Source organism: Tsukamurella sputi (assembly GCF_007858445.1).
GTDB lineage: Bacteria > Actinomycetota > Actinomycetes > Mycobacteriales > Mycobacteriaceae > Tsukamurella > Tsukamurella sputi.
The window spans coordinates 19,144-39,329 of record NZ_VIGV01000001.1 but is presented as its reverse complement, the minus strand read 5'-3'; the positions used below and the strand labels follow the sequence as shown (position 1 = coordinate 39,329).

Genomic DNA, 20,186 nt, shown 5'->3' with positions numbered 1-20,186 from the left:
GATCGGCATGGACGCGCGCCTCTGGGAACTGATCTTCGCCGAACGCGCGGCGCTCGCCGACGATCTGGTCGACTTCACCGAGGAACAGTGGCGCGCCCCGTCGCTCTGCGAGGGCCTGACGGTGCGCGAGGTGCTGGCACACCTGACCGCGGGCGCCTCGGACAATCCCGTCGTCTGGTTCGCGGGAGTGCTCCGCAACCGGTTCGACTTCGACGCCAACGTGGCCCAGCGTCTGGCCAAGCGCCTCGGCGAGGATGCGGCCGATACCCTGCGGCGTTTCCGCGCGGTCGAGACCAGCAGGACGAAGGCGCCGGTGCCGGTCGTGGCGATGCTCGGCGAGTCCGTTGTCCACGCCGAGGACATCCGTCGGCCGACGGGCCTGCGTCGCGACTACCCCGTCGAGGCGCTCACACGGCTCGCGCGCTACTACTCGGGATCCGATCTGATGGTGCCGTCCGCGTCGCGCGCCCGCGGGTTGCGGCTCCGCGCGACCGACGGTGACTTCACGACGGGTTCCGGCCCCGAGGTCGCGGGGTCCACGCTGGCGCTGGTCATGGCGCTGACCGGGAGGGATGCGTACGTGCCGGAGCTGTCCGGCGACGGCCTCGCGGAGTTCGCGGCCCGCTGATCGCCGCGGACCGTCAGGCGATGTGCAGTGCCGCTTCGACGGTCGCGCGCACACGCCGATGCACCTCGTCGGTGGACGAGGCGTCGAACTTCCCGTCGAGGTGCAGGAAGGCGAGACCGTGGACCAGCGCCCACACGGCGGTGGCGGTGTCCTCGGACTCGGCGTCGGGCAGCGTGCTGCGGATCAGGGCCGTCAGATAGGCCTTGATCGCCTCGACGGCCTCGACCCGATCCGGGTCGGTGCCGCAGGGCTCGGCGAACATGGCCCGGAACAGTCCGGTCCGCTGCAGCGCGAAGTCGACGTAGGCGATCGCGATGTCGGCGAGGTCCTCGGGGCCCGACGGTGCCGGCGCGGCAGCAGTCAGTGCGGCGGCGAGATCGCGGTAGCCGACGGCGGCGACCGCGGAGATCAGCGCGCCTCGGTCGGGGAAGTGCCGGTAGGGGGCGGCGGTGGAGACGCCCGCCCGCCGGGCCACGGCGCGCAGCGACAGGTCGTTGGCGCCGCCCTCCTCGTCGAGGATCTCGACGGCGGCGCTGACCAGGGCGCCGGGCAGGTCGCCGTGGTGGTAGGTCGTGGTCATGGGTTCACTCTACAACATCGTGTTGACACCGCTTACATGTCTGGCTAGTGTGAGCGCTGTTCACATGATGTGAGCGCCGCTCACATCGCGTCTTCGGAAGGCTACGCCATGCCCGACCTGTTCTCACCACTCACGCTCCGCTCCGGTGCGGTGCTACCCAACCGCGTCGCGAAGGCGGCGATGGAGGAGGGGATCGCCGGCGCCGAGCAGGCACCCGACGGTCGCACCGTCGAGCTGTACCGGCGTTGGGGCGCGGGCGGAACGGGCCTGCTCATCACCGGCAACGTGATGGTGCACGCCGAAGCGCTCACCGGCCCCGGCGCGATCGTGCTCGACGCGCGCTCGCCGCTGCAGCCCTTCCGGGCGTGGGCCGACGCCGCCAAGGAGAACGGCGCGAGCGTCTGGATGCAGATCAGCCACCCGGGCCGGCAGATCCAGAAGGACATGCCCGGTGTCGTGTGGGCGCCGTCCGCCAAGCCCGTCGACCTGGGCAGTGCCCTGTCGAACCGGTTCGCGACCCCCGTCGCCATGACCGTCCCGCAGATCCGCGCCACCATCGCCCGCTTCGCGACCACCGCCCGCCGCGCCGAGGAAGCCGGATTCGACGGTGTCGAGGTGCACGCCGCCCACGGCTACCTGCTCTCCCAGTTTCTCTCGCCGCTGGTCAACACCCGCACCGACGAGTGGGGCGGCAGCCTCGAGAACCGCGCGCGCCTGCTCCTCGAGATCGTCCGCGCGATCCGCGCCGAGGTCGCGCCCGATTTCGCAGTGGCGGTCAAGCTCAACTCCGCCGACTTCCAGCGCGGTGGCTTCGACGCCACCGACGCCCAGGCCGTGATCGCGATGCTGGCCCCGCTCGGTGTCGACCTCGTGGAGGTCTCCGGCGGCAGCTACGAGAGCCCGGCGATGACCGGCCGCGCCACGGGACAGGCCGACGCGGGCGCCACGCGGCCCGCGGCCGACGGCCGCCCGGGCGACGCCCGCAGCGTGGCCCGCGAGGCCTACTTCCTCGAGCTCGCCGCCGACCTCGCCGTTTCCAGCGAGATCCCGCTCATGCTGACGGGCGGCATCACCCGGCGCGAGACCGCCGAGGCGGTGCTCGCGGAGAACGTCGCCGTCGTGGGCATCGGCACCGCGCTCTCCGTCACCCCCGACCTGCCGGCCCGCTGGCGGGCGGGGAACGGCACCGTCGGGGCATTGCGGCCCGTGACCTGGAAGAACAAGCCCCTCGCGTCGATGACCTCCATGGCGCAGGTGCGCTACCAGTTGCGGCGCATGGCCGTGGGGAAGGAGCCGCGCCCCGGTGTGCTTCCCGCGCTCGCACTGGTGCGCGACCTGGTCGTCGTGCGCCGCGCCCTGGGCCGCTACCGCCGCTGGCTCGCGGACCGCCCGGCCGACGGGGCCGCACTCACGGCGGTCGGCGTCGCGTCAGGGGAGTAGCGCCACCGAGCCCGTGGTGCGGCGGGCCTGCAGGTCCGTGTGGGCGCGCCCGGCCTCGGCCAGCGGGTAGGTCGCGCCGACGGTGAATCGCAGCGAGCCGTCCCGCAGGCCGTCGAGCACCGCGGTGCTGCGCCGGGCGAAGTCCTCGGGCGTCGCGACGTGGTGCGCCAGCGTGGGACGCTGAACGAACAGCGAGCCGAGCGGGTTGAGTCGCTGCAGGTCGAAGGGCGGCACCGGGCCCGACGCTGCGCCGAAGAGCACGACGATGCCCTTGTGCCGGGTCGCGAGCAGCGAGGCCTCGAAGGTGTCCTTACCGACGCCGTCGTACACGGCGGCCACGCCGACGCCGTCGGTCAGCTCCCGCACGCGGGCCGCGATTTCCTCGTCGTAGCGCAGGATCTGCCAGGCTCCGGCCTCTCGCGAGAGCCGCTCCTTCTCGTCGGTCGAGACCGTGGTGATGACGCGCGCGCCGAGGGCCGTCGCCATCTGGGTCAGCAGCAGGCCGGTGCCGCCCGCGCCGGCGTGGACGAGCACGGTGTCGCCCGGGCGCACAGGGTGCGAGTCGTGTGTGAGGTAGTGGGCGGTCATGCCCTGCAGCAGGACGGACGCCGCGACCTCGGGCGCGACACCGTCGGGCACGAGGACGGTGCGGTCCGCCGGGACTGCGACGAGCTCGGCGTACGACCCGGGGCCGTCGCACCAGGCCACCACGTCGCCGACCGCGCGGTCCGTGACGCCCTCGCCGAGTGCGACGACCGTGCCGGAGCCCTCGCTGCCCGGGATGTACGGCAGCGCAGTGGGATACATGCCCTCGCGGAAGTACGTGTCGATGAAGTTCACGCCGACCGCGGAGGTTCGCACCAGCACCTGGCCGGGCCCCGGCGCCGGGTCGGGGGCCTCGCCGTAGACGAGGACGTCGGGGCCGCCGTGTTCGGTCACTGTGATCGCGCGCATGATTCATCTCTACCCCACGCGGTGTGGCAGGGTCGACGTCGGCCGCGCATTCCGGCCGTCCGTCCCCAGCACCGAGGAGTCCCATCCGTGCGTTCGCTCGTGTACTACGTCGCCGTCTCGCTGGACGGCCGGATCGCCGGCCCGCAGGGCCAGTACGACTTCTACCCCGTCGACGAGGAGTACTCGCGGCAGATGAACGAGGAGTGGGGCGACGGCCTGCCCACCGGGCTGCACGAGGCCCTGGGCATCACGCCCCCGCTCACCAAGTGGGACACCGTCGTCATGGGCACCACCACCTACCGCATCGGCGCCGACGTGGGCGTGAAGGATCCCTACTCGCACCTGCGAACCATCGTCTACTCGCGGTCGCTGCAGCCCGGGGACTTCCCGGAGGTCGAGATCGTCGCCGACGATCCCGTCGAGCACGTGCGCGCCCTCAAGCAGGAGGAGGGCGGCGACATCTGGCTGTGCGGTGGCGGTGCGCTCGCCGCGACGCTCGCGCCCGAAGTCGACAAGCTGGCGCTGAAGATCAATCCGGTGACCGCGGGCGACGGGGTGCCGCTCTTCGCCGGCGGCTTCGCACCGCAGCAGTGGAAGCTGGTCTCGCACCGCGCGTTCGACATCGGCGTGATCCTGGCGCAGTACGAGCGCGCCTGAGCCGCGCCCGCGGGCGGGAGTGGCGAGGGTGGACTACCGGGACGACGCCCGGTAGCCCGCCATCCGCTCGTGGTGGCCGGGCGCCGTGGTGGCCTTGCTGACCAGCTCGCGGTCCCACTCGGAGGTGTCCAGACCGGCCTTCTCGGCCGCGTCCTTGGCCTGTGCGGGGTTCGCGACGATCTGATCGCCCATCACGCCGTCGCCGCCGACGAGGGTGATGCGCACGCCCTCCTCGCCCATGTTCTGCAGCACGGCGGTCGCACCGTCGTGCTTGGCGGCGAAGCCCTTCAGGCGGGAGACGACGTTGCCGGGTGCCTGATCAGTCATGCCGCCAGCTTATCCGGCGCGACGTCCGAGCCGCGCAGCACCCGCGCGGACATCAGGCGGTAGAGGATCGCGGTCTCGGCTATCACCGACATCGCGCCCGCGACGTGCAGCACCACGAGCAGCGCGGGCACGCCGGTGAAGTACTGGACCACGCCGATGAGCGACTGCGCCGCGACCACGACGAACAGGATCCGCAGCCGGCGCCGGACCGCCTCGCTCGACGGACCGCGGGCGATGAGCACGGCCGCCGCCACCAGGATCGCGACGTAGGCCGCCACCAGCAGGCCGTGGGTCAGCGACAGCGCGGGGATCGACACGTCGAGCCGATCGATGGCCTTCGGGTTGGTGCGATCGCCCGCGTGCGGCCCCGCAGCGGTCACGACCACGCCGGCCGCGAGCACGAAGGACATGACCACGGCGGACACGGCGACGAGCCGCCGCGCACCGGCGGGCGCCGAATCGACCTCGACGCCGTCGTCGGGCTCGCCGACCTTCGCGTACAGCGTCGCGGCGATCCAGACCATGGCGCAGGAGACCAGCATGTGGGCGCCGACGACCCACCAGCGCAGGCCCGTGAGCACGGTGATGCCGCCCAGGATGCCCTGCGCGAAGGTGGAGAAGGGCAGGATCCAGGCGTAGACCAGGATCTCGCGGCGACGCCGCGCCCGGGTCACGGCGAGGACGATCGCGATCGACGTGGTGACCACGATCCACACCGCGATCTGCCGGTTGCCGAACTCGATGGCCTGATGCCACCACGGGACCTCGTCCTGCGGGATCGGCAGCAGCGAATCGTCGAAGCACTTGGGCCAGGTGGGGCACCCGAGACCGGAGCCGGTCACCCGCACCACAGATCCCGTGACGGCGATCAGCGCCTGGGAGAGCAGCGCGGCCAGCGCGAACCGCTGCTGCGCCTTCACGCTGGGGAGCGGCAGGCGGTCGACGAGGCGCAGGAAGAGCTGGTACACGCCGATCATCGTACGTGGGGCGCCAGCGGCTACTACGAGCTGTAGTGGCTAACCGGTGAAACGGAACAGCCGCACGGCCGCGGCGGAGCCGACGACCCCCCACGCGGCGAGCACCGCCAGGCCGAGCCAGTCGACGGCGCCGGAGGCCGCTGCACGGGTCAGCGCCTCGGTCAGCGCGCCCGACGGGGACAGTCGCGCGATCACCAGCACGGCGTCCGGCACGTGCTCGCGGACCACGACGAGCGAGGCGATCGCGCCCATGACGAACCACAACAGGTTCGCCAGCGCGAGCACGACCTCGGCCTTGAGCGTGCCGCCGAGCAGCAGGCCGAGCGAGGCGAAGGCGAAGACCCCGAGCGCGAGGATCGGCGCCCACAGCACCAGCCCGACGGGGTCCGGACGCCAGCCCAGGGCGAGCCCGATACCGCCGATGATCACGGCCTGCAGGATCACCACCAGCACCACGGCGAGGGTCTTGCCGCCGATGACGCCCCAGCGGGGCAGCGGGGTCGCGCCGAGCCGCTTGAGCGCGCCGTACCGCCGGTCGAAGCCGACGGCGATCGCCTGGCCGGTGAACGCCGTCGACATCACGGCCACTGCCATGACGGCCGGGACGAGGGCGTCGATCCGTGTCGCATCGCCGCCGATGGGCAGGAGGGCGAAGCCGATGAGCAGGGCGACCGGGATGAACATGGTGAGCAGCAGTTGCTCGCCGTTGCGCAGCAGGAGGGTGAGCTCCATCCGGGTCTGCGCCGTCAGCATCGCCGAGGGGCGGGCCGCCTCGGGGTTCGGCAGGAAGGTGCCGGGGGCGAATCGGGGCTCGGTTCGGGTCACGTCATCCCCTCAGGTCGCGGCCGGTCAGATCGAGGAAGACGTCCTGCAGGGTCCGCGTCCCCACCCGCAGGTCGGTGATCTGCGCATCGGCGTCGGCGCAGAACGCGGCCACGTCGGCCACCATGCGCGGCGTGACCTCCGCTCCGCGGATCAGGTAGCCACCGTCGGTCACCGAGACCGTGTGCGCCGTCCCCAGCCGGACGGCGAGGGCCTCGGTGTCCAGGCCCGACGGTGCCGTCAGGCGCAGTTCGTGCTCCGCGCCGCGGCGAGTGAGTTCCTCCGGCGTGCCGGTGGCCACCGCACGGCCCCGGTCGACGATGACGACCTGGTCGGCGAGCGCCTCGGCCTCGTCGAGCAGGTGCGTGGTGAGCAGGACGGTGACGCCGTCGCGGCGCAGCGCGGCGACGAGATCCCAGACCAGCAGGCGCGCCTGCGCGTCGAGACCCGCTGTCGGCTCGTCGAGGAAGACCAGTTCGGGGCGGCCGACCAGCGCGCACGCCAACGAGAGGCGCTGCTGCTGGCCGCCGGACAGGCGGCGGTAGCCGACGTTCACGACGTCGGTGAGGCCGAGAGTGGAGAGCAGCCAGTCGGGGTCGAGCGGGTTCGCGGCGTAGGCGGCCACGAGCCGCAGCATCTCGCCGGTCTTCGCGCCCGGGTAAGCCCCGCCGCCCTGCAGCATGACGCCGATCCGCGGCTTGAGGCGCGTGGCATCGGCCACCGGATCCAGTCCCAGGACCTCGATGGTCCCGGAGTCGGGGGAGTCGAAGCCCTCGCACAGTTCGACGGTGGTCGTCTTGCCGGCGCCGTTCGGGCCGAGCAGGGCGAGAACGCTGCCGTGCTCGACGGTGAGATCGAGTCCGTCGACGGCGACGACGTCGCCGAATCGCTTGGTGACGGAGGTCGCGGACAGTGCGGGCACGGGAAGTCAGACTACTCGGCCGCTGCGACGGCGCCGTTCGCGGTGGCGGGGGAGTTCGAAGGCCAGGTAGACGGCCAGCGCGACGATGACCACCGTCGACATCCCGGCCTTGGCGATCACGTAGGGCTCGATCTCGCCGCCGTTGGGCATGAGCATCACGGAGATCACGCTCGAGACGATCACGGCTGCCAGGCGGAATCCGGGGGCGGTGGCCCACGCCGCGAGCGGGACGATGGCCCAGAGCAGGTACCAGGGCTGGACGACGGGGAACAGCAGCACCAGCGCCGCCAACGAGATGCCCAGCGAGCCCACGGGGTGGATCCGGCCGGAGAGGGTCGCGATGAGCATGCGCAGCACGATCACCGCAGCGAGCGCGGCGGCGATGGGACGGGTGATCGCGAGGATCGCCGTCGTGTGGTCGCCGAGTCCGAGTAGCACGCCCACCTGGCCGGCCCCCAGGCCCAGCACCGTCGGGATGGACAGCCACGAGCGGACCTTGTTGGCCGTGCCCAGGGTGCCCGCGTCGAGCCAGCCGTAGCCGAGGCCGGTCGTCTGGCAGACCGCGACCACCACGATCACCAGGACTATCACCAGGAATCCCGCGGAGGTCGCCAGCGCGACCATGGTGCGGCCGGCGTTCGGCCTCCATTCGGCGAGCGCCGTCCGCCAGTCCTTCAGCCGTCCGCCGATGTTGGGGAAGCTCCCGCCGAGGCGGCGCGCGAGGGCCATGCCGATGAAGCCCAGGGCCAGGACCGAGGTGATCTTGATCAGTCCCGACAGGGCGATCATCGCGGCGCCCGCGGTGAGGAGGCCGCCCGCCCGCGTAGGTGTGAAACCGCGCAGGAAGGGCAGGCCGGAGTCGATCGCGCGCAGCGCCCACTCCATGCCCACCAGCATCATGCCGAGCATCAGGGCCTCGTTGTGGATGCCCGCGATGAGATGGAAGATCACCAGCGGATTCGCTGCGCCGAGCCAGAGCGCGGCCACCTCGTTGACGCCGCAGCGGCGGGCCAGCCGGGGGAGCGCCCACACGATCATCGCTACGCCGACGAGGGCGAGCACTCGGTGCAGGACCACGCCCGCGACCACGTTCTCGCCGGTGAGCCAGGTGATACCGCGACCCATGTAGAGGAACAGCGGCCCGTACGGGGCCGGGGTGTCGCGCCAGATGTTGGGCACCGAGCGGGTGAAGACGTGGTCGATGCCCAGCGCCGCGGCGGGCCCGATCTTGTACGGGTCCAGGCCGCGCGCCGTGATCTCCGACTGCGCCAGGTACGAGTAGACGTCCTTGCTGAACATCGGCGGCGCGAACAGGAAGGGCAGCACCCACAACGCGAGGATCCGGTCGAAGCCGCGGCGCGTGAGCCGGCGCGGCGGCGCGGGCTCGGCGTGCGCGTTCGGGTTGAGGTAGCCGATGGTGTACCGGCGCAGCAGCACCCACGCGATCATCAGCATCGCGGTGCCGACCATGGTCACCGTGAGCGCCGTGGACTGCATCCGGAACATCAGCCCGATCAGCCGGCGTCCGGCGATGGGGTTCTGCACCACGGGGAACGAGCCCACGCCCAGCGCACCGAAGGCGATGAGCACGGCGCCGACGCCGCCGAAGGTCGCGATCCTCCGGACGGTCCGCTTCTCCTGCGGGTTCAGGTCCGGGTACTGCTGCTCGTCGGTGTGCAGGCGGTTCACGGTGCCGCCAGGGCCCTCCGTGGAGGTGTTCGACGGTGCGCCCCCGGGCCTGGTCAGGCCCAGGTAGTCCGCGAACGTGCGCACGGGGGCGGGGACGGAGGGGGTAGCGCGCACGTCCGCAAGCGTAGACGGTGCGTCTCGCGATGACGCCCCGGTCCGGGGTCCGGCGTCAGTCCGCGTTCTGGTCGATCATCGTCGAGCCCGGCGTGCGCGCGGCCTGGCGGCGCAGGAGCTCCGCGCGGGTCCCGGTGTCCGTCGCGGCGTCGACGACCGTCTGCGCGAGCGCCGTCGCGGCGTCCAGGACCGCGGCGTCGGCGGACGGCGTCCGTGCGCCTGCGGCGAACTCGATCGTGTGCGGGGGACCGGCGGCGTCCGGGATGGTGATGATCGGGTGGATGCTGGGCACCACGCGGCTCACGTTGCCCATGTCCGTCGATCCGCCCTGGCCGTGCGCGGGCGGCGCGATCGTGCGCCCGAGCGCCGTGATGTTCGCGTTCCAGGCCTTCGCGAGCGGGAGATCGGGCGTGATCGAGAGGTACCGGGGTTCGGCGCGGCGCTGCTCCCACCCGCAGCCGGTCGCGATCGCGGCGCCCTCGAAGCACGCCAGCATGCGGCGCTTGACGTCCAGCATCTGTTCCAGGTCGGCCGAGCGGACCTCGGCGGACAGGACGGCCTCGGCGGGCACGATGTTGGTGACCCGGCCCGCGGCATTGCTCACGACCGACAGGCGCATGCCGTCCGGGACGTGCTGCCGCAACAAGGCGACGGCGGTCTGGGCCAGCACGGCGGCGGACTCGGCGTTGATCGCCTCGCCGGGAGCGGCGGCCGCGTGCGCGGCGCGGCCGCGGAAGACCACGTCGAACCGGTCGACGCACTGCATGGTGACGGCCTCCGCGGGGACCTCGGTGTCGCCGTTGATCGGGTGCACCATCGCCGAGAGGGTCGCGGATTCGAAGGCGCCGGCGCGCAGGAGCTCGACCTTGCCGCCGCCGTGCTCCTCGGCGGGGGTGCCGAGCACCGTGAGCGTGATGTCGAGAGCGTCGGTGAGCGGCGCGAGAGCCAGCGCGGCACCGGTCGTGATCGCGGCGATCACATTGTGTCCGCACGCGTGGCCGAGCCCGGGCAGCGCGTCGTACTCCGCGCACAGCACGGCGTTGACGGGCCCGGTGCCCACCACCGCGGTGAAGGCCGTCTCGATGCCGTACGCACCCCGCTCGACGGCGAATCCGCGGCCCTCGAAGAGGTCGGCGAGGACGCCGGCCGATCGGGTCTCCTCGAAGGAGAGCTCGGGGTGGTCGTGGAGGTCGTGCGAGAGGTCGATCAGGGTGCTGCGCTCGGCGGCCACGGTGTCCGCTGCGGCCGCGCGGAGGTCGGCTCCGGTGGTGATCGTCATGGGGAGTGGTCCTTTCGGGCGTGTCCGGGTCAGTGCCACAGGCCGAGAGCGAACTCGGCGATGACGGTGGCGAGGAGGAAGGAGGCGATGATGGCGACGGTGCCGACGGGGACGATCCGCCAGCCGATCCGGCGCAGCGCGGGGAGGTTCTGCGCCATCGCGAGGCCGCCGAAGGTCAGTACGACGCAGCACAGCGAGAGAAAGCTGATCGACGCACCGGCCCGTACGACGATCTGTTGGACCGGCGACCACGGGCTGGACAACGCGGTGCCGATCAGGCTGGCCCAGATGATCATCGGGATCCGGTCGCGTGCGGCCCTGCCCAGTCCGATCGCCGCCATCGTGACGACGGCGACCAGCGTGTAACCGAGCAGGATCTGCGGGTCGAATCGGTTCGCCGCGACGGTGGCGGTGACAATGCCGAGGACGAGGATGATCGGCATCGCGACCTTGAGCGGGACGTTCACGGCGACGTCGGTCGATTCGGCCTGGATGGGGGCACCAGCCTCGCGGGCGGCGGCCACCTCGGCGGCGACCTTCGCCGCGTGGTCGGGGCGCTTGCGGGTCAGGAGGCGGTAGACCTTGTCGGCCAGCGGGAGGGCGATCCACACGCCGACGTAGGTGCCCAGGATCATCGTGATCATGTTCGACGTGGTGGCGAGCGCCTTGACCTGATCGGCCATCTCGGGATGCGCGGAGGTGATCGCGGCGAGGCCGGCGGCCATCATCGAGGTGGAGCCCACGCCGACTCCCATGGCCAGGGCCTGCGGGTCGAAGACGTTCAACGAGGTCACCGTCGATGCCGCGAGCGCGACGACGACGGCGCCGAACATCGTCCCGAAGACGTACATCGACATCACGCCCCGGTACTCCTCCGAATCCGTCCCGTACTTGCCGCCGACGATCGCGAAGCTCGCCTCGCGGTCGATCGCGAAGGTGGCGCCGACGGTCGCCCGGCCCATGCGCAGCAGCACCGCGATCGGCAGCGCCAGGGCGATGGTGCCGAACAGGTGCCCGACTTCCTGCAGCAGCAGGGCGGGGCCGGCCTTCGCCAGTGTGGGGAGGTTCGGTCCGATGGTGAAGCCCAACAGCGTGACCAGCATCGCGACGGCGGTGGCCATCAGACGGTCGGAGACCTTCCACATCCGGGGCGTGAACGGGGCGAGTCGCTGCGCGGAGACGAGCGCGCCCGCGATCAGGCCCCACACCATGGGATAGACGGTCATCTTCGCGAATCCGAGGCTGATGGTCCACGGCCCGATGAACTGGAAGACCGCAGTGATGATTAGGGCCGCGAGGGTGGGGAGCCACAGGTCCCGCGCGGTGAACCCGGTGCGCGGCTCGGACGGGATCGTGGTGCTCGGCTGTGCCTGTGCCATGGATGTTCTTTCAGGTGGGGCTGAAGGGTGGAGACGATGTTCCGGGGTTCGGACGAATCCGATCCATGTACGCAGGAAAGCCGTGAAAATAGGCTTATGAACGCAGGTTCACCGGTGGTCGGTCCGATTTCGAGCGCGGAAGTGATCCAGGGCACGGTCCCGGATCGCGACGGCCTGAGCACCGAGGACCTGCGCCTTGTCCACGCGCTCCAGGTCGTTCCCCGTGCCCCGTGGTCGCGGATCGGTGCGGTCCTGGGGTGCGATCCGGTCACCGCGGCGCGGCGTTGGGCGCGCCTGCGCGAGGACGGGTACGCGTGGGTCACGGCGTACCGCTTCACCCGTCGCACGGTGGTCGCGCTGGTCGAGTTGTCGTGTGCGCCCGGCCGGACCCTCGAAGTCGCGCGCGACCTGGCGGGCGACGTCGAGGCGATCACGATCGACGTCACGGCGGGCGGGCGTGACTTGGTGATCACGGTCGCGGTCGAGGGGGACGACCGTCTGGGCGAGTACCTCCTCGATCGTCTCGGTGCCGTGCAGGGCGTGATGAGCTCGCGCACCCACGTCGTCACGTCGATCGCCTCCGATGCCAGGTCGTGGCGGCTACGGATGCTCGGTGAGCCGGAGCTGGCCGCGCTGGAGGCGATACCGCGTCCGTCGGGCCGACAGCGGGCGGCGCTGTCGGGGGAGGAGTTCGACGGGGTGCTCGCGGCGCTCGCCGCCGACGGCCGGATCCGCGCCACCGACCTCGCCGCGCGTGCCGGGATCGGCGTCGACCGGGCGCGCGCGTCGCTCAATACCGTCCTGGCTGCGGAGGGGATCGTGGTCCGCACGGAGGTGGCGCGGCGCTACTCGGAACGTCCGGTCTACGCGTGGTTCTTCCTGCGCTCGCCGGCGCGGTCGACCGACCGCGTGCTGCGCCGGCTCGCGACGCTGCGGGACGTGCGGCTCCTCGCAACGTCGATCGGGACGTCCAACATCGTGCTTGCCATGTGGCTGGCGGGCCTCGACGACGTCGCGCGGGTCGAGGCCGTGATCGAACAGTCGGACGCCGACGTAGCGATCGTCGACCGATCGCTGGTCCTGCGCACCATCAAGCACCTCGGACGACGGCTCACGCCCGACGGTCGATCGGTCGGCGAGGGCTCAGCTTAGCCTGACCTTGCTGGAAGTGCCGGGCGAATTAAGAAACAATCGTGTTGTGAAAAACGAGCAGCACGAAGCGCAGCGTGACGGGGACACCCGTGACGCCGTGGTCGGGCTGCTCATGAACCGGGGCCAGGCCACCGCGGCCGATATCGGCGAGGCCCTGGGGATCACGACCACCGCCGTCCGCCGCCACCTCGACAATCTGCTCGAGGCGGGCGACGTGACGGTGGCGCCACCGTCGGGCCTGGGCGGCCGTGGGCGGGGACGTCCCGCGAAGAAGTTCCTGCTCACGCCCTCCGGGCGGCGCCGCCTCGGCCAGGGGTACGACGCCCTGGCGGTCGACGCACTGCGTGCCCTGCGCGAGGTCGGCGGCGAGGAGGCGGTGCGCACCTTCGCGCGGCGCCGGGCCGAGCAGGCCATCGGTGCGGTCACCGTCGACCCCGAGTCCACGGACCCGGTGAACGGTGCCCGTAGGATCGCGGCGGCCCTCTCGGACGCCGGATTCTCCGCCGATGCCCGGGAAGTGGGCAACGGCGTCCAGATCTGCCAGCACCACTGCCCGGTGTCGGAGGTCGCAGCCGAGTTCCCCGAACTGTGCGAGGCCGAAATTTCGGCGATCGAGCAGGCGTTGGGAACTCATGTACAGCGTCTGGCCACCATCGCCAATGGTGACCGCGCATGCACCACCCACGTGCCCCTCGAGCGCGTGGTCCGCAAGCAACCCGCTAAGGAGCTTCGATGACAACGGTCGAGAACGGCCCGCTGTCCCAGGAGGAGACCATTGCGTCCCTGGGAACCTACGGCTACGGCTGGCACGATTCCGACGCCGCCGGCGCCTCGGCGCAGCGCGGCCTCTCCGAGGCCGTGGTCGCCGACATCTCCGCGAAGAAGAACGAGTCGGAGTGGATGCTGAACCAGCGCCTCAAGGCTCTGAGCATCTTCGAGAAGAAGCCGATGCCCTCCTGGGGCAGTGACCTCGACGGCATCGACTTCGACAACATCAAGTACTTCGTGCGCTCCTCGGAGAAGCAGGCCGAGTCCTGGGAGGACCTGCCCGAGGACATCAAGAACACCTACGACAAGCTCGGCATCCCCGAGGCGGAGAAGCAGCGCCTCGTCGCCGGCGTGGCCGCGCAGTACGAGTCCGAGGTCGTCTACCACTCGATCCGCGCCGACCTGGAGGAGAAGGGTGTCATCTTCATGGACACCGACACCGGTCTGCGTGAGCACCCGGAGCTCTTCGAGGAGTACTTCGGCTCGGTGATCCCCGCGGGCGACAACAAGTTCTCCGCGCTGAACACGGCCGTGTGGTCGGGCGGCTCGTTCATCTACGTGCCCAAGGGCGTCCACGTGGACATCCCGCTGCAGGCCTACTTCCGGATCAACACCGAGAACATGGGCCAGTTCGAGCGCACGCTGATCATCGTCGACGAGGACGCCTACGTGCACTACGTCGAGGGCTGCACCGCGCCGATCTACAAGTCGGACTCGCTGCACTCCGCGGTCGTCGAGATCATCGTCAAGAAGGGCGGCCGGTGCCGCTACACGACCATCCAGAACTGGTCGAACAACGTCTACAACCTGGTCACCAAGCGCGCCAAGGCCGAGGCCGGCGCCACCATGGAGTGGATCGACGGCAACATCGGCTCCAAGGTCACCATGAAGTACCCGGCCGTGTGGATGATGGGCGAGCACGCCAAGGGCGAGGTGCTCTCCGTGGCCTTCGCCGGCGAGGGCCAGCACCAGGACACGGGCTCGAAGATGGTGCACTTCGCGCCGAACACCTCGAGCAACATCGTCAGCAAGTCGGTCGCCCGCGGCGGCGGCCGGGCCAGCTACCGCGGCCTGATCCAGATCAACAAGGGCGCGCACGGCAGCAAGTCCACCGTCAAGTGCGATGCGCTGCTGGTCGACACCATCTCCCGCTCGGACACGTACCCGTACGTGGACATCCGTGAGGACGACGTGACGATGGGCCACGAGGCCACCGTCTCCAAGGTCTCGGACGATCAGCTCTTCTACCTGATGAGCCGCGGCCTCACGGAGGACGAGGCCATGGCCATGGTGGTGCGCGGCTTCGTCGAGCCCATCGCCAAGGAGCTGCCGATGGAGTACGCGCTCGAGCTGAACCGCCTGATCGAGCTTCAGATGGAAGGGTCCGTGGGCTAGTGAGCAACACTCTCAACGAGGCGGTCGAGGCACACCCGGTCGCCAACAAGGGCGAGCTGTTCACGTCCTTCGACGCGGCGGCCTTCGAGATCCCCAGCCACCGCGACGAGGCGTGGCGGTTCACCCCGCTGCGGCGCCTGCGGGGCCTGCACGACGGGTCCGCGCAGGCCGACGGTGCCGTGACCGCCACCGTCGACGCGACGCCGAGCGGCGTGTCCTTCGAGACCGTCGCCAAGGGCGACGAGCGTCTCGGCCAGGGCGGCGTCCCGTTCGACCGGGTCGCGGCGCAGGCTTTCACCTCGATGACCGAGGCCGCGGTGGTGACCGTCGCCAAGGAGGCCGAGGTCGCCGAGCCGATCTTCGTCCGCATCGCCGGGCCGGGCGAGGGGAAGACCGCGTTCTCGCACGTCCAGGTCCGCCTCGAGCGGCACGCCCGCGCCGTGGTCGTCCTCGACCACACCGGCTCGGGCACCGTCGCCGAGAACGTCGAGGTCATCCTGGGCGACGGTGCGTCGCTGCAGATCATCGACGCGCAGGACTTCGCCGACGACGCGGTCTGGGTCACCCAGCACCACGTCCGGGTCGGGCGCGACGCACACGTCCGGCACTTCGCCGTGCAGCTCGGCGGCGAGCTGGTCCGCATGACCCCGCGCGTGCAGTTCGACGCCCCCGGCGGCAACGCCGAGCTCTTCGGCCTGTACTTCGCCGACGCCGGGCAGCACCTCGAGCAGCGCCTGCTGGTCGATCACTCGGTGCCCAACTGCAAGTCCAACGTGATCTACAAGGGCGCGCTGCAGGGCGACCCGTCCTCGAAGCTGCCCGATGCGCACACCGTGTGGGTGGGCGACGTGCTGATCCGCGCCGAGGCCGAGGGCACCGACACCTTCGAGCTCAACCGCAACCTGGTGCTCACCGACGGTGCCCGCGCCGACTCGGTGCCCAACCTGGAGATCGAGACCGGCGAGATCGAGGGCGCGGGCCACGCCAGCGCCACCGGCCGGTTCGACGACGAGCAGCTGTTCTACCTGCGCTCGCGCGGCATCCCCGAGGACGAGGCCCGCCGCCTGGTCGTGCGCGGCTTCTTCCAGGAGCTGATCGACCGGATCTCCGTCCCCGAGCTGCGCGAGCGGCTCGCCGCGGCCATCGAACACGAACTCGCCACCGCCGGCGTCTGATACCCGAAGAAGGAACTCAAGTTGTCTACTCTGGAAATCCGCGATCTGCACGTCAACGTCGTGCAGGCGGACGAGAACGCCGAGCCGATCCAGATCCTCAAGGGCGTCGACCTGACGATCAAGTCGGGCGAGACCCACGCGATCATGGGTCCCAACGGCTCCGGCAAGTCCACGCTGAGCTACGCCATCGCAGGCCACCCCAAGTACGAGGTGACCCAGGGCTCGATCACCCTCGACGGCGAGGACGTTCTCGCGATGACCGTCGATGAGCGCGCCCGCGCCGGCCTGTTCCTGGCCATGCAGTACCCCGTCGAGGTGCCCGGCGTCTCCATGTCGAACTTCCTGCGCTCGGCCGCCACCGCGGTCCGCGGTGAGGCCCCCAAGCTGCGGCACTGGGTCAAGGAGGTCAAGGAGGCGATGGGCGAGCTGTCCATCGACGCGCAGTTCGGCGAGCGCTCGGTCAACGAGGGCTTCTCGGGCGGCGAGAAGAAGCGCCACGAGATCCTGCAGCTGGGCCTGCTCAAGCCGAAGTTCGCCATCCTCGACGAGACCGACTCCGGCCTCGACGTCGACGCGCTGCGCGTCGTCTCCGAGGGCGTCAACCGCTACGCCGAGCGTGAGCACGGCGGCGTTCTGCTCATCACGCACTACACCCGCATCCTGCGCTACATCCACCCCGAGTTCGTGCACGTCTTCGTGAACGGCCGGATCGTGGAGTCGGGCGGCTCCGAGCTGGCCGACGAGCTGGAGGAGAACGGCTACGTGAAGTTCACCGAGGCCGTCGGAGCATGACCGCCTCGGTGAAGTCCGCCCTGGACATCGACGCGATCCGCGCCGACTTCCCGATCCTGTCCCGCACGGTCCGTGACGACAAGCCGCTGGTCTACCTGGATTCCGGCGCCACGTCCCAGCGGCCGCGCCCGGTGCTCGACGCGGAGTGGGAGTTCCTCACCACGCACAACGCCGCCGTGCACCGCGGCGCGCACCAGCTGGCCGAGGAGGCGACCGACGCCTACGAGGACGCGCGCGCCGCGATCGCCGAGTTCGTGCGGGTCTCGCCCGACGAGCTGGTGTTCACCAAGAACGCCACTGAATCGCTGAACCTGGTGTCCTACACCCTCGGCGACGACCGCTCGGCCGGAGTCCTCGGCGGGCACCGCCTGCGCGAAGGCGACACCGTCGTCGTCACCGAGCTCGAGCACCACGCGAACCTCGTGCCCTGGCAGGAGCTCTGCCGGCGTACCGGCGCCACGCTCAAGTGGTACGGCGTCACCGACGAGGGACGGATCGATCTCGACTCGCTCGAGCTCGACGACTCGGTGAAGATCGTCGCCTTCACGCACGCCTCCAACGTGACCGGTGCGATCGCGCCGGTGCCGGAGCTGGTCGCGCGCGCCCGTGCGGTCGGCGCCCTGGTCGTACTCGACGCGTGCCAGTCCGTGCCGCACAGCCCCGTCGACTTCGCCGATCTCGACGTGGACTTCGCGGCCTTCTCGGGCCACAAGATGTACGGCCCGTCCGGCGTCGGCGTGCTCTACGGCAAGCGCGAGCTGCTCGCGCAGCTGCCGCCGTTCATCACCGGCGGCTCGATGATCGAGACCGTCACGCTGGAGGGCTCGACGTACGCCGCGCCGCCGCAGCGCTTCGAGGCGGGCGTCCCGATGACCTCGCAGGTCGTGGGGCTCGGCGCGGCCGTGAAGTACCTGGGCGGGCTCGGCATGGCCGACGTCGCGGCGCACGAGCACGCGCTCGTCGGTGCGGCGCTGGACCGGCTCGACGCCATCGACGGCCTGCGCATCGTCGGCCCGACCGAGAACCGGGATCGGGGGAGTGCCGTGTCCTTCGTGGTCGACGGGATCCATGCCCACGACCTCGGACAGGTGCTCGACGATGAGGGCGTCGCCATCCGCGTCGGCCACCACTGCGCGTGGCCGCTGCACCGCCGGTTCGGCGTCGCCGCGACGGCGCGCGCCTCCTTCGGCGTCTACAACACGTTCGCCGAGGTGGATGCGCTCGCCGCGGCGATCGTCAAGGCCCAGAAGTTCTTCGGGGTGATCTGATGCGCATGGAGCAGATGTACCAGGACGTGATCCTGGATCACTACAAGCACCCGCACGGCCGTGGGCTGCGCGAGCCCTTCGAGGCGGAGGTGCACCACGTCAATCCGACGTGCGGCGACGAGGTGACCCTGCGGGTGCACCTGTCCGACGATCACGAGACCGTCGTGGACGTCTCGTACGACGGTCAGGGCTGCTCCATCTCCCAGGCGTCGACCTCGGTGCTCACCGACCAGGTGATCGGTGAGCCCGTCGGCGAGGCCCTGAAGATGCTGCAGTCGTACACCGAAATGCTGCAGTCACGGGGGCAGGTCGAGGGCGACGAGGACCTCATCGGCGACGGCATCGCCTTCGCCGGTGTCTCGAAGTACCCCGCGCGTGTGAAGTGCGCGCTGCTCGGCTGGATGGCGTTCAAGGACGCGCTGTCCCAGATCATCGACTCGGAGGAGAAGACGGCATGAGCGAGAACACTGCTGAGGCCGCCGGCACCGCGGCCGACCCGGCGCAGGCCGGCGACAACCCGCTGAACCTGCCCACCCTGTTCGACGTCGAGGAGGCCATGCGTGACGTGGTCGACCCCGAGCTGGGCATCAACGTGGTCGACCTCGGCCTGGTCTACGACCTGAAGGTCGAGGACGACGCCTCGGTGCTCATCGACATGACCCTCACGTCGGCGGCCTGCCCGCTGCAGGACGTCATCGAGGATCAGACCCGGGCGGCACTCGTCTCGTCGGGCCTGGCGACCGACGCCAAGATCAACTGGGTCTGGCTCCCGCCGTGGGGCCCGGACAAGATCACCGACGACGGTCGCGAGCAGTTGCGTGCCCTGGGCTTCACAGTCTGACAGATTCGGCTGGCCGCCTGAGCTGCTTCATCGCAGTTCAGGCGGCTTTTCGTTGTGCGGTCGACGTAGTGATGCAGGGCTGCCAGCGAGTCCGGCTGACCGATGACCAGGGCGCTCAGCGTTCGGACTTCTCCTCGTCGCGCGCCGGCTCCTGGGCCGTTCCGTACTCGCTCGCGGCCCAGGAGGCGAGCAGCTGCATGCGTTCTGCGGACGGCGAGCTCGGTTCGGCGGCGTAGACCGTGATCGACAGGCCGGGTTCGGATTCCATCTCCATGCCCTCGTAGGAGAGCGTCATCTCTCCGACGACGTCGTGGTGGAAGGTCTTGAACCCGGTGCCGTGGTGGCGGACGTTGTGCGAGCCCCAGCGGGCGCGGAAGTCTGTGCTGCGGGTGGACAACTCGCCGATGAGGTCGTGGAGTTCCTTGTTGTGCGGGTCGCGGCCGGCCTCGGTGCGCAGGATCGCGACGGTGACGCCGGCGAACATGTCCCAGTCGGGATAGAAGTCGTGGGCGCGCTCGTCGAGGAATGTGAACCGGGCGATGTTCGGCGGCTGGCCCTGGATCCCGCCGGGCATGTCGTAGACGTCCTTGTAGAACGCCCGCGCCAGCGTGTTGGCCGCGAGGATGTCCATCCGCCCGTTGCGCACGAACGCCGGGCCGCCGGTGACGGCGTCGAGCATCCATTGCAGGCTCTGGTGGGGCTTCCAGCTCTTCGGGTTCCGCCGCCGCGGCGGCCGGGCGACGGGGCTGGCGGCGTGGGCGAGGTCGAACAGGTGCGCCCGCTCGGCGTCGTCCAGGCGCAGCGCCTTCGAGATCGCGTCGAGGATCTCCGGGGACGCGCCGCTGATCGCGCCGCGCTCGAGCTTGGTGTAGTACTCGACGCTGACCCCGGCCAGGGTGGCGACTTCGGTGCGGCGCAGGCCGGCGACCCGCCGGTTGGTGCCGGCGGGCAGGCCCACCTGGTCGGGCGTGACCCGGGCGCGTCGCGAGGTGAGGAACTCGCGCACCTCTGCTCGGTTGTCCATGCC

At 70.7% G+C, this 20,186-nt stretch carries 21 protein-coding genes; 11 read left to right on the top strand and 10 right to left on the bottom strand.

Annotation, left to right across the window (positions count from 1 at the left end; all coding sequences use genetic code 11):
- Nucleotides 1-7 precede the first annotated feature (7 nt).
- Nucleotides 8-628 carry a maleylpyruvate isomerase family mycothiol-dependent enzyme gene (locus FK268_RS00215; RefSeq protein WP_146430051.1) on the top strand — a complete coding sequence of 207 codons (621 nt, stop codon included), beginning with the start codon at nucleotides 8-10 and terminating at the stop codon, nucleotides 626-628.
- 13 nt (nucleotides 629-641) lie between these two features.
- Here FK268_RS00215 and FK268_RS00210 read toward each other — a convergent pair whose 3' ends face one another.
- Complete coding sequence (locus FK268_RS00210; protein ID WP_146430049.1) at nucleotides 642-1,208, bottom strand: TetR/AcrR family transcriptional regulator; 567 nt, start codon at nucleotides 1,206-1,208, stop codon at nucleotides 642-644.
- A gap of 108 nt (nucleotides 1,209-1,316) precedes the next feature.
- Between FK268_RS00210 and FK268_RS00205 the strand changes: the two genes are divergently transcribed.
- Entirely contained in the window at nucleotides 1,317-2,648 is a 1,332-nt protein-coding gene (locus FK268_RS00205) for an NADH:flavin oxidoreductase/NADH oxidase family protein (RefSeq protein WP_146430047.1), read from the top strand.
- On the opposite strand, the gene FK268_RS00200 is transcribed toward FK268_RS00205, so the two are convergent.
- Nucleotides 2,637-3,602, bottom strand: coding sequence for a quinone oxidoreductase family protein (locus tag FK268_RS00200; protein ID WP_146430045.1), 966 nt, complete (start codon nucleotides 3,600-3,602; stop codon nucleotides 2,637-2,639). The genes FK268_RS00205 and FK268_RS00200 overlap by 12 nt on opposite strands.
- An 87-nt stretch (nucleotides 3,603-3,689) precedes the next feature.
- On the opposite strand from FK268_RS00200, the gene FK268_RS00195 reads away from it, so the two are divergent.
- Nucleotides 3,690-4,259, top strand: a complete 570-nt coding sequence (locus FK268_RS00195; RefSeq protein WP_146430042.1) for a dihydrofolate reductase family protein — start codon at nucleotides 3,690-3,692, stop codon at nucleotides 4,257-4,259.
- Between the two features lie 33 nt (nucleotides 4,260-4,292).
- Here the strand turns inward: FK268_RS00195 and FK268_RS00190 are convergent, their stop codons facing one another.
- From FK268_RS00190 to FK268_RS00160, 7 genes are read right to left on the bottom strand one after another with little or no spacing between them, the layout of a single operon-like run.
- A complete protein-coding gene (locus tag FK268_RS00190; RefSeq protein WP_231706852.1) occupies nucleotides 4,293-4,586 on the bottom strand; it encodes a hypothetical protein in 294 nt (97 codons plus the stop codon).
- Nucleotides 4,583-5,563, bottom strand: coding sequence for a COX15/CtaA family protein (locus FK268_RS00185; RefSeq protein WP_146430040.1), 981 nt, complete (start codon nucleotides 5,561-5,563; stop codon nucleotides 4,583-4,585). The genes FK268_RS00190 and FK268_RS00185 overlap by 4 nt, the downstream gene beginning before the upstream one ends.
- A gap of 39 nt (nucleotides 5,564-5,602) precedes the next feature.
- Nucleotides 5,603-6,388 (bottom strand): ABC transporter permease, encoded by a 786-nt coding sequence (locus FK268_RS00180; RefSeq protein ID WP_231706851.1) that lies wholly within the window; start codon nucleotides 6,386-6,388, stop codon nucleotides 5,603-5,605.
- 1 nt (nucleotide 6,389) lies between these two features.
- Nucleotides 6,390-7,307, bottom strand: a complete 918-nt coding sequence (locus FK268_RS00175; RefSeq protein ID WP_146430039.1) for an ABC transporter ATP-binding protein — start codon at nucleotides 7,305-7,307, stop codon at nucleotides 6,390-6,392.
- Between the two features lie 6 nt (nucleotides 7,308-7,313).
- Nucleotides 7,314-9,110 carry a polyprenol phosphomannose-dependent alpha 1,6 mannosyltransferase MptB gene (gene mptB, locus FK268_RS00170; RefSeq protein WP_146430036.1) on the bottom strand — a complete coding sequence of 599 codons (1,797 nt, stop codon included), beginning with the start codon at nucleotides 9,108-9,110 and terminating at the stop codon, nucleotides 7,314-7,316.
- A 55-nt stretch (nucleotides 9,111-9,165) separates the two neighbouring features.
- On the bottom strand, nucleotides 9,166-10,389 hold the full coding sequence (locus tag FK268_RS00165; RefSeq protein ID WP_146430035.1) for an amidohydrolase: 1,224 nt from the start codon (nucleotides 10,387-10,389) through the stop codon (nucleotides 9,166-9,168).
- A 29-nt stretch (nucleotides 10,390-10,418) separates the two neighbouring features.
- The gene (locus tag FK268_RS00160) at nucleotides 10,419-11,768 is read right to left on the bottom strand and encodes a DUF3100 domain-containing protein (protein ID WP_166443434.1); all 1,350 of its coding nucleotides are present in this window, start codon (nucleotides 11,766-11,768) and stop codon (nucleotides 10,419-10,421) included.
- 114 nt (nucleotides 11,769-11,882) lie between these two features.
- Between FK268_RS00160 and FK268_RS00155 the strand changes: the two genes are divergently transcribed.
- From FK268_RS00155 to FK268_RS00120, 8 genes are read left to right on the top strand one after another with little or no spacing between them, the layout of a single operon-like run.
- Nucleotides 11,883-12,920, top strand: a complete 1,038-nt coding sequence (locus FK268_RS00155; protein WP_158636001.1) for an Lrp/AsnC family transcriptional regulator — start codon at nucleotides 11,883-11,885, stop codon at nucleotides 12,918-12,920.
- Between the two features lie 46 nt (nucleotides 12,921-12,966).
- Entirely contained in the window at nucleotides 12,967-13,656 is a 690-nt protein-coding gene (locus FK268_RS00150) for a helix-turn-helix transcriptional regulator (RefSeq protein WP_146430033.1), read from the top strand.
- Nucleotides 13,653-15,083 carry a Fe-S cluster assembly protein SufB gene (gene sufB / locus FK268_RS00145; RefSeq protein WP_146430032.1) on the top strand — a complete coding sequence of 477 codons (1,431 nt, stop codon included), beginning with the start codon at nucleotides 13,653-13,655 and terminating at the stop codon, nucleotides 15,081-15,083. Before FK268_RS00150 ends, sufB begins: the two co-directional genes overlap by 4 nt.
- The gene (gene sufD / locus FK268_RS00140) at nucleotides 15,083-16,258 is read left to right on the top strand and encodes a Fe-S cluster assembly protein SufD (RefSeq protein ID WP_146430030.1); all 1,176 of its coding nucleotides are present in this window, start codon (nucleotides 15,083-15,085) and stop codon (nucleotides 16,256-16,258) included. The genes sufB and sufD overlap by 1 nt, the downstream gene beginning before the upstream one ends.
- Before the next feature lie 21 nt (nucleotides 16,259-16,279).
- Complete coding sequence (sufC, locus tag FK268_RS00135; protein WP_146430028.1) at nucleotides 16,280-17,050, top strand: Fe-S cluster assembly ATPase SufC; 771 nt, start codon at nucleotides 16,280-16,282, stop codon at nucleotides 17,048-17,050.
- Nucleotides 17,047-18,318: a cysteine desulfurase gene (locus tag FK268_RS00130; protein ID WP_146430025.1), complete on the top strand. Its 1,272-nt coding sequence runs from the start codon at nucleotides 17,047-17,049 to the stop codon at nucleotides 18,316-18,318. The genes sufC and FK268_RS00130 overlap by 4 nt, the downstream gene beginning before the upstream one ends.
- Nucleotides 18,318-18,776 carry a Fe-S cluster assembly sulfur transfer protein SufU gene (gene sufU, locus FK268_RS00125; protein WP_068533895.1) on the top strand — a complete coding sequence of 153 codons (459 nt, stop codon included), beginning with the start codon at nucleotides 18,318-18,320 and terminating at the stop codon, nucleotides 18,774-18,776. The genes FK268_RS00130 and sufU overlap by 1 nt, the downstream gene beginning before the upstream one ends.
- Nucleotides 18,773-19,159 carry a metal-sulfur cluster assembly factor gene (locus FK268_RS00120; protein ID WP_146430024.1) on the top strand — a complete coding sequence of 129 codons (387 nt, stop codon included), beginning with the start codon at nucleotides 18,773-18,775 and terminating at the stop codon, nucleotides 19,157-19,159. The genes sufU and FK268_RS00120 overlap by 4 nt, the downstream gene beginning before the upstream one ends.
- 115 nt (nucleotides 19,160-19,274) lie before the next feature.
- On the opposite strand, the gene FK268_RS00115 is transcribed toward FK268_RS00120, so the two are convergent.
- Nucleotides 19,275-20,183: a helix-turn-helix transcriptional regulator gene (locus tag FK268_RS00115; RefSeq protein WP_146430022.1), complete on the bottom strand. Its 909-nt coding sequence runs from the start codon at nucleotides 20,181-20,183 to the stop codon at nucleotides 19,275-19,277.
- Between the last annotated feature and the right edge of the window lie 3 nt (nucleotides 20,184-20,186).

Bases quoted from the DNA above. Each gene is read 5' to 3' on its own strand.
- FK268_RS00185 (WP_146430040.1), bottom strand. From the start codon at position 5,563: ATGATCGGCGTGTACCAGCTCTTCCTGCGCCTCGTCGACCGCCTGCCG.
- FK268_RS00215 (WP_146430051.1), top strand. From the start codon at position 8: ATGGACGCGCGCCTCTGGGAACTGATCTTCGCCGAACGCGCGGCGCTC.
- sufB (WP_146430032.1), top strand. From the start codon at position 13,653: ATGACAACGGTCGAGAACGGCCCGCTGTCCCAGGAGGAGACCATTGCG.
- FK268_RS00130 (WP_146430025.1), top strand. From the start codon at position 17,047: ATGACCGCCTCGGTGAAGTCCGCCCTGGACATCGACGCGATCCGCGCC.
- FK268_RS00205 (WP_146430047.1), top strand. From the start codon at position 1,317: ATGCCCGACCTGTTCTCACCACTCACGCTCCGCTCCGGTGCGGTGCTA.
- FK268_RS00165 (WP_146430035.1), bottom strand. From the start codon at position 10,389: ATGACGATCACCACCGGAGCCGACCTCCGCGCGGCCGCAGCGGACACC.
- FK268_RS00160 (WP_166443434.1), bottom strand. From the start codon at position 11,768: ATGGCACAGGCACAGCCGAGCACCACGATCCCGTCCGAGCCGCGCACC.
- FK268_RS00115 (WP_146430022.1), bottom strand. From the start codon at position 20,183: ATGGACAACCGAGCAGAGGTGCGCGAGTTCCTCACCTCGCGACGCGCC.
- FK268_RS00210 (WP_146430049.1), bottom strand. From the start codon at position 1,208: ATGACCACGACCTACCACCACGGCGACCTGCCCGGCGCCCTGGTCAGC.
- FK268_RS00190 (WP_231706852.1), bottom strand. From the start codon at position 4,586: ATGACTGATCAGGCACCCGGCAACGTCGTCTCCCGCCTGAAGGGCTTC.
- FK268_RS00200 (WP_146430045.1), bottom strand. From the start codon at position 3,602: ATGCGCGCGATCACAGTGACCGAACACGGCGGCCCCGACGTCCTCGTC.
- FK268_RS00120 (WP_146430024.1), top strand. From the start codon at position 18,773: ATGAGCGAGAACACTGCTGAGGCCGCCGGCACCGCGGCCGACCCGGCG.
- sufU (WP_068533895.1), top strand. From the start codon at position 18,318: ATGCGCATGGAGCAGATGTACCAGGACGTGATCCTGGATCACTACAAG.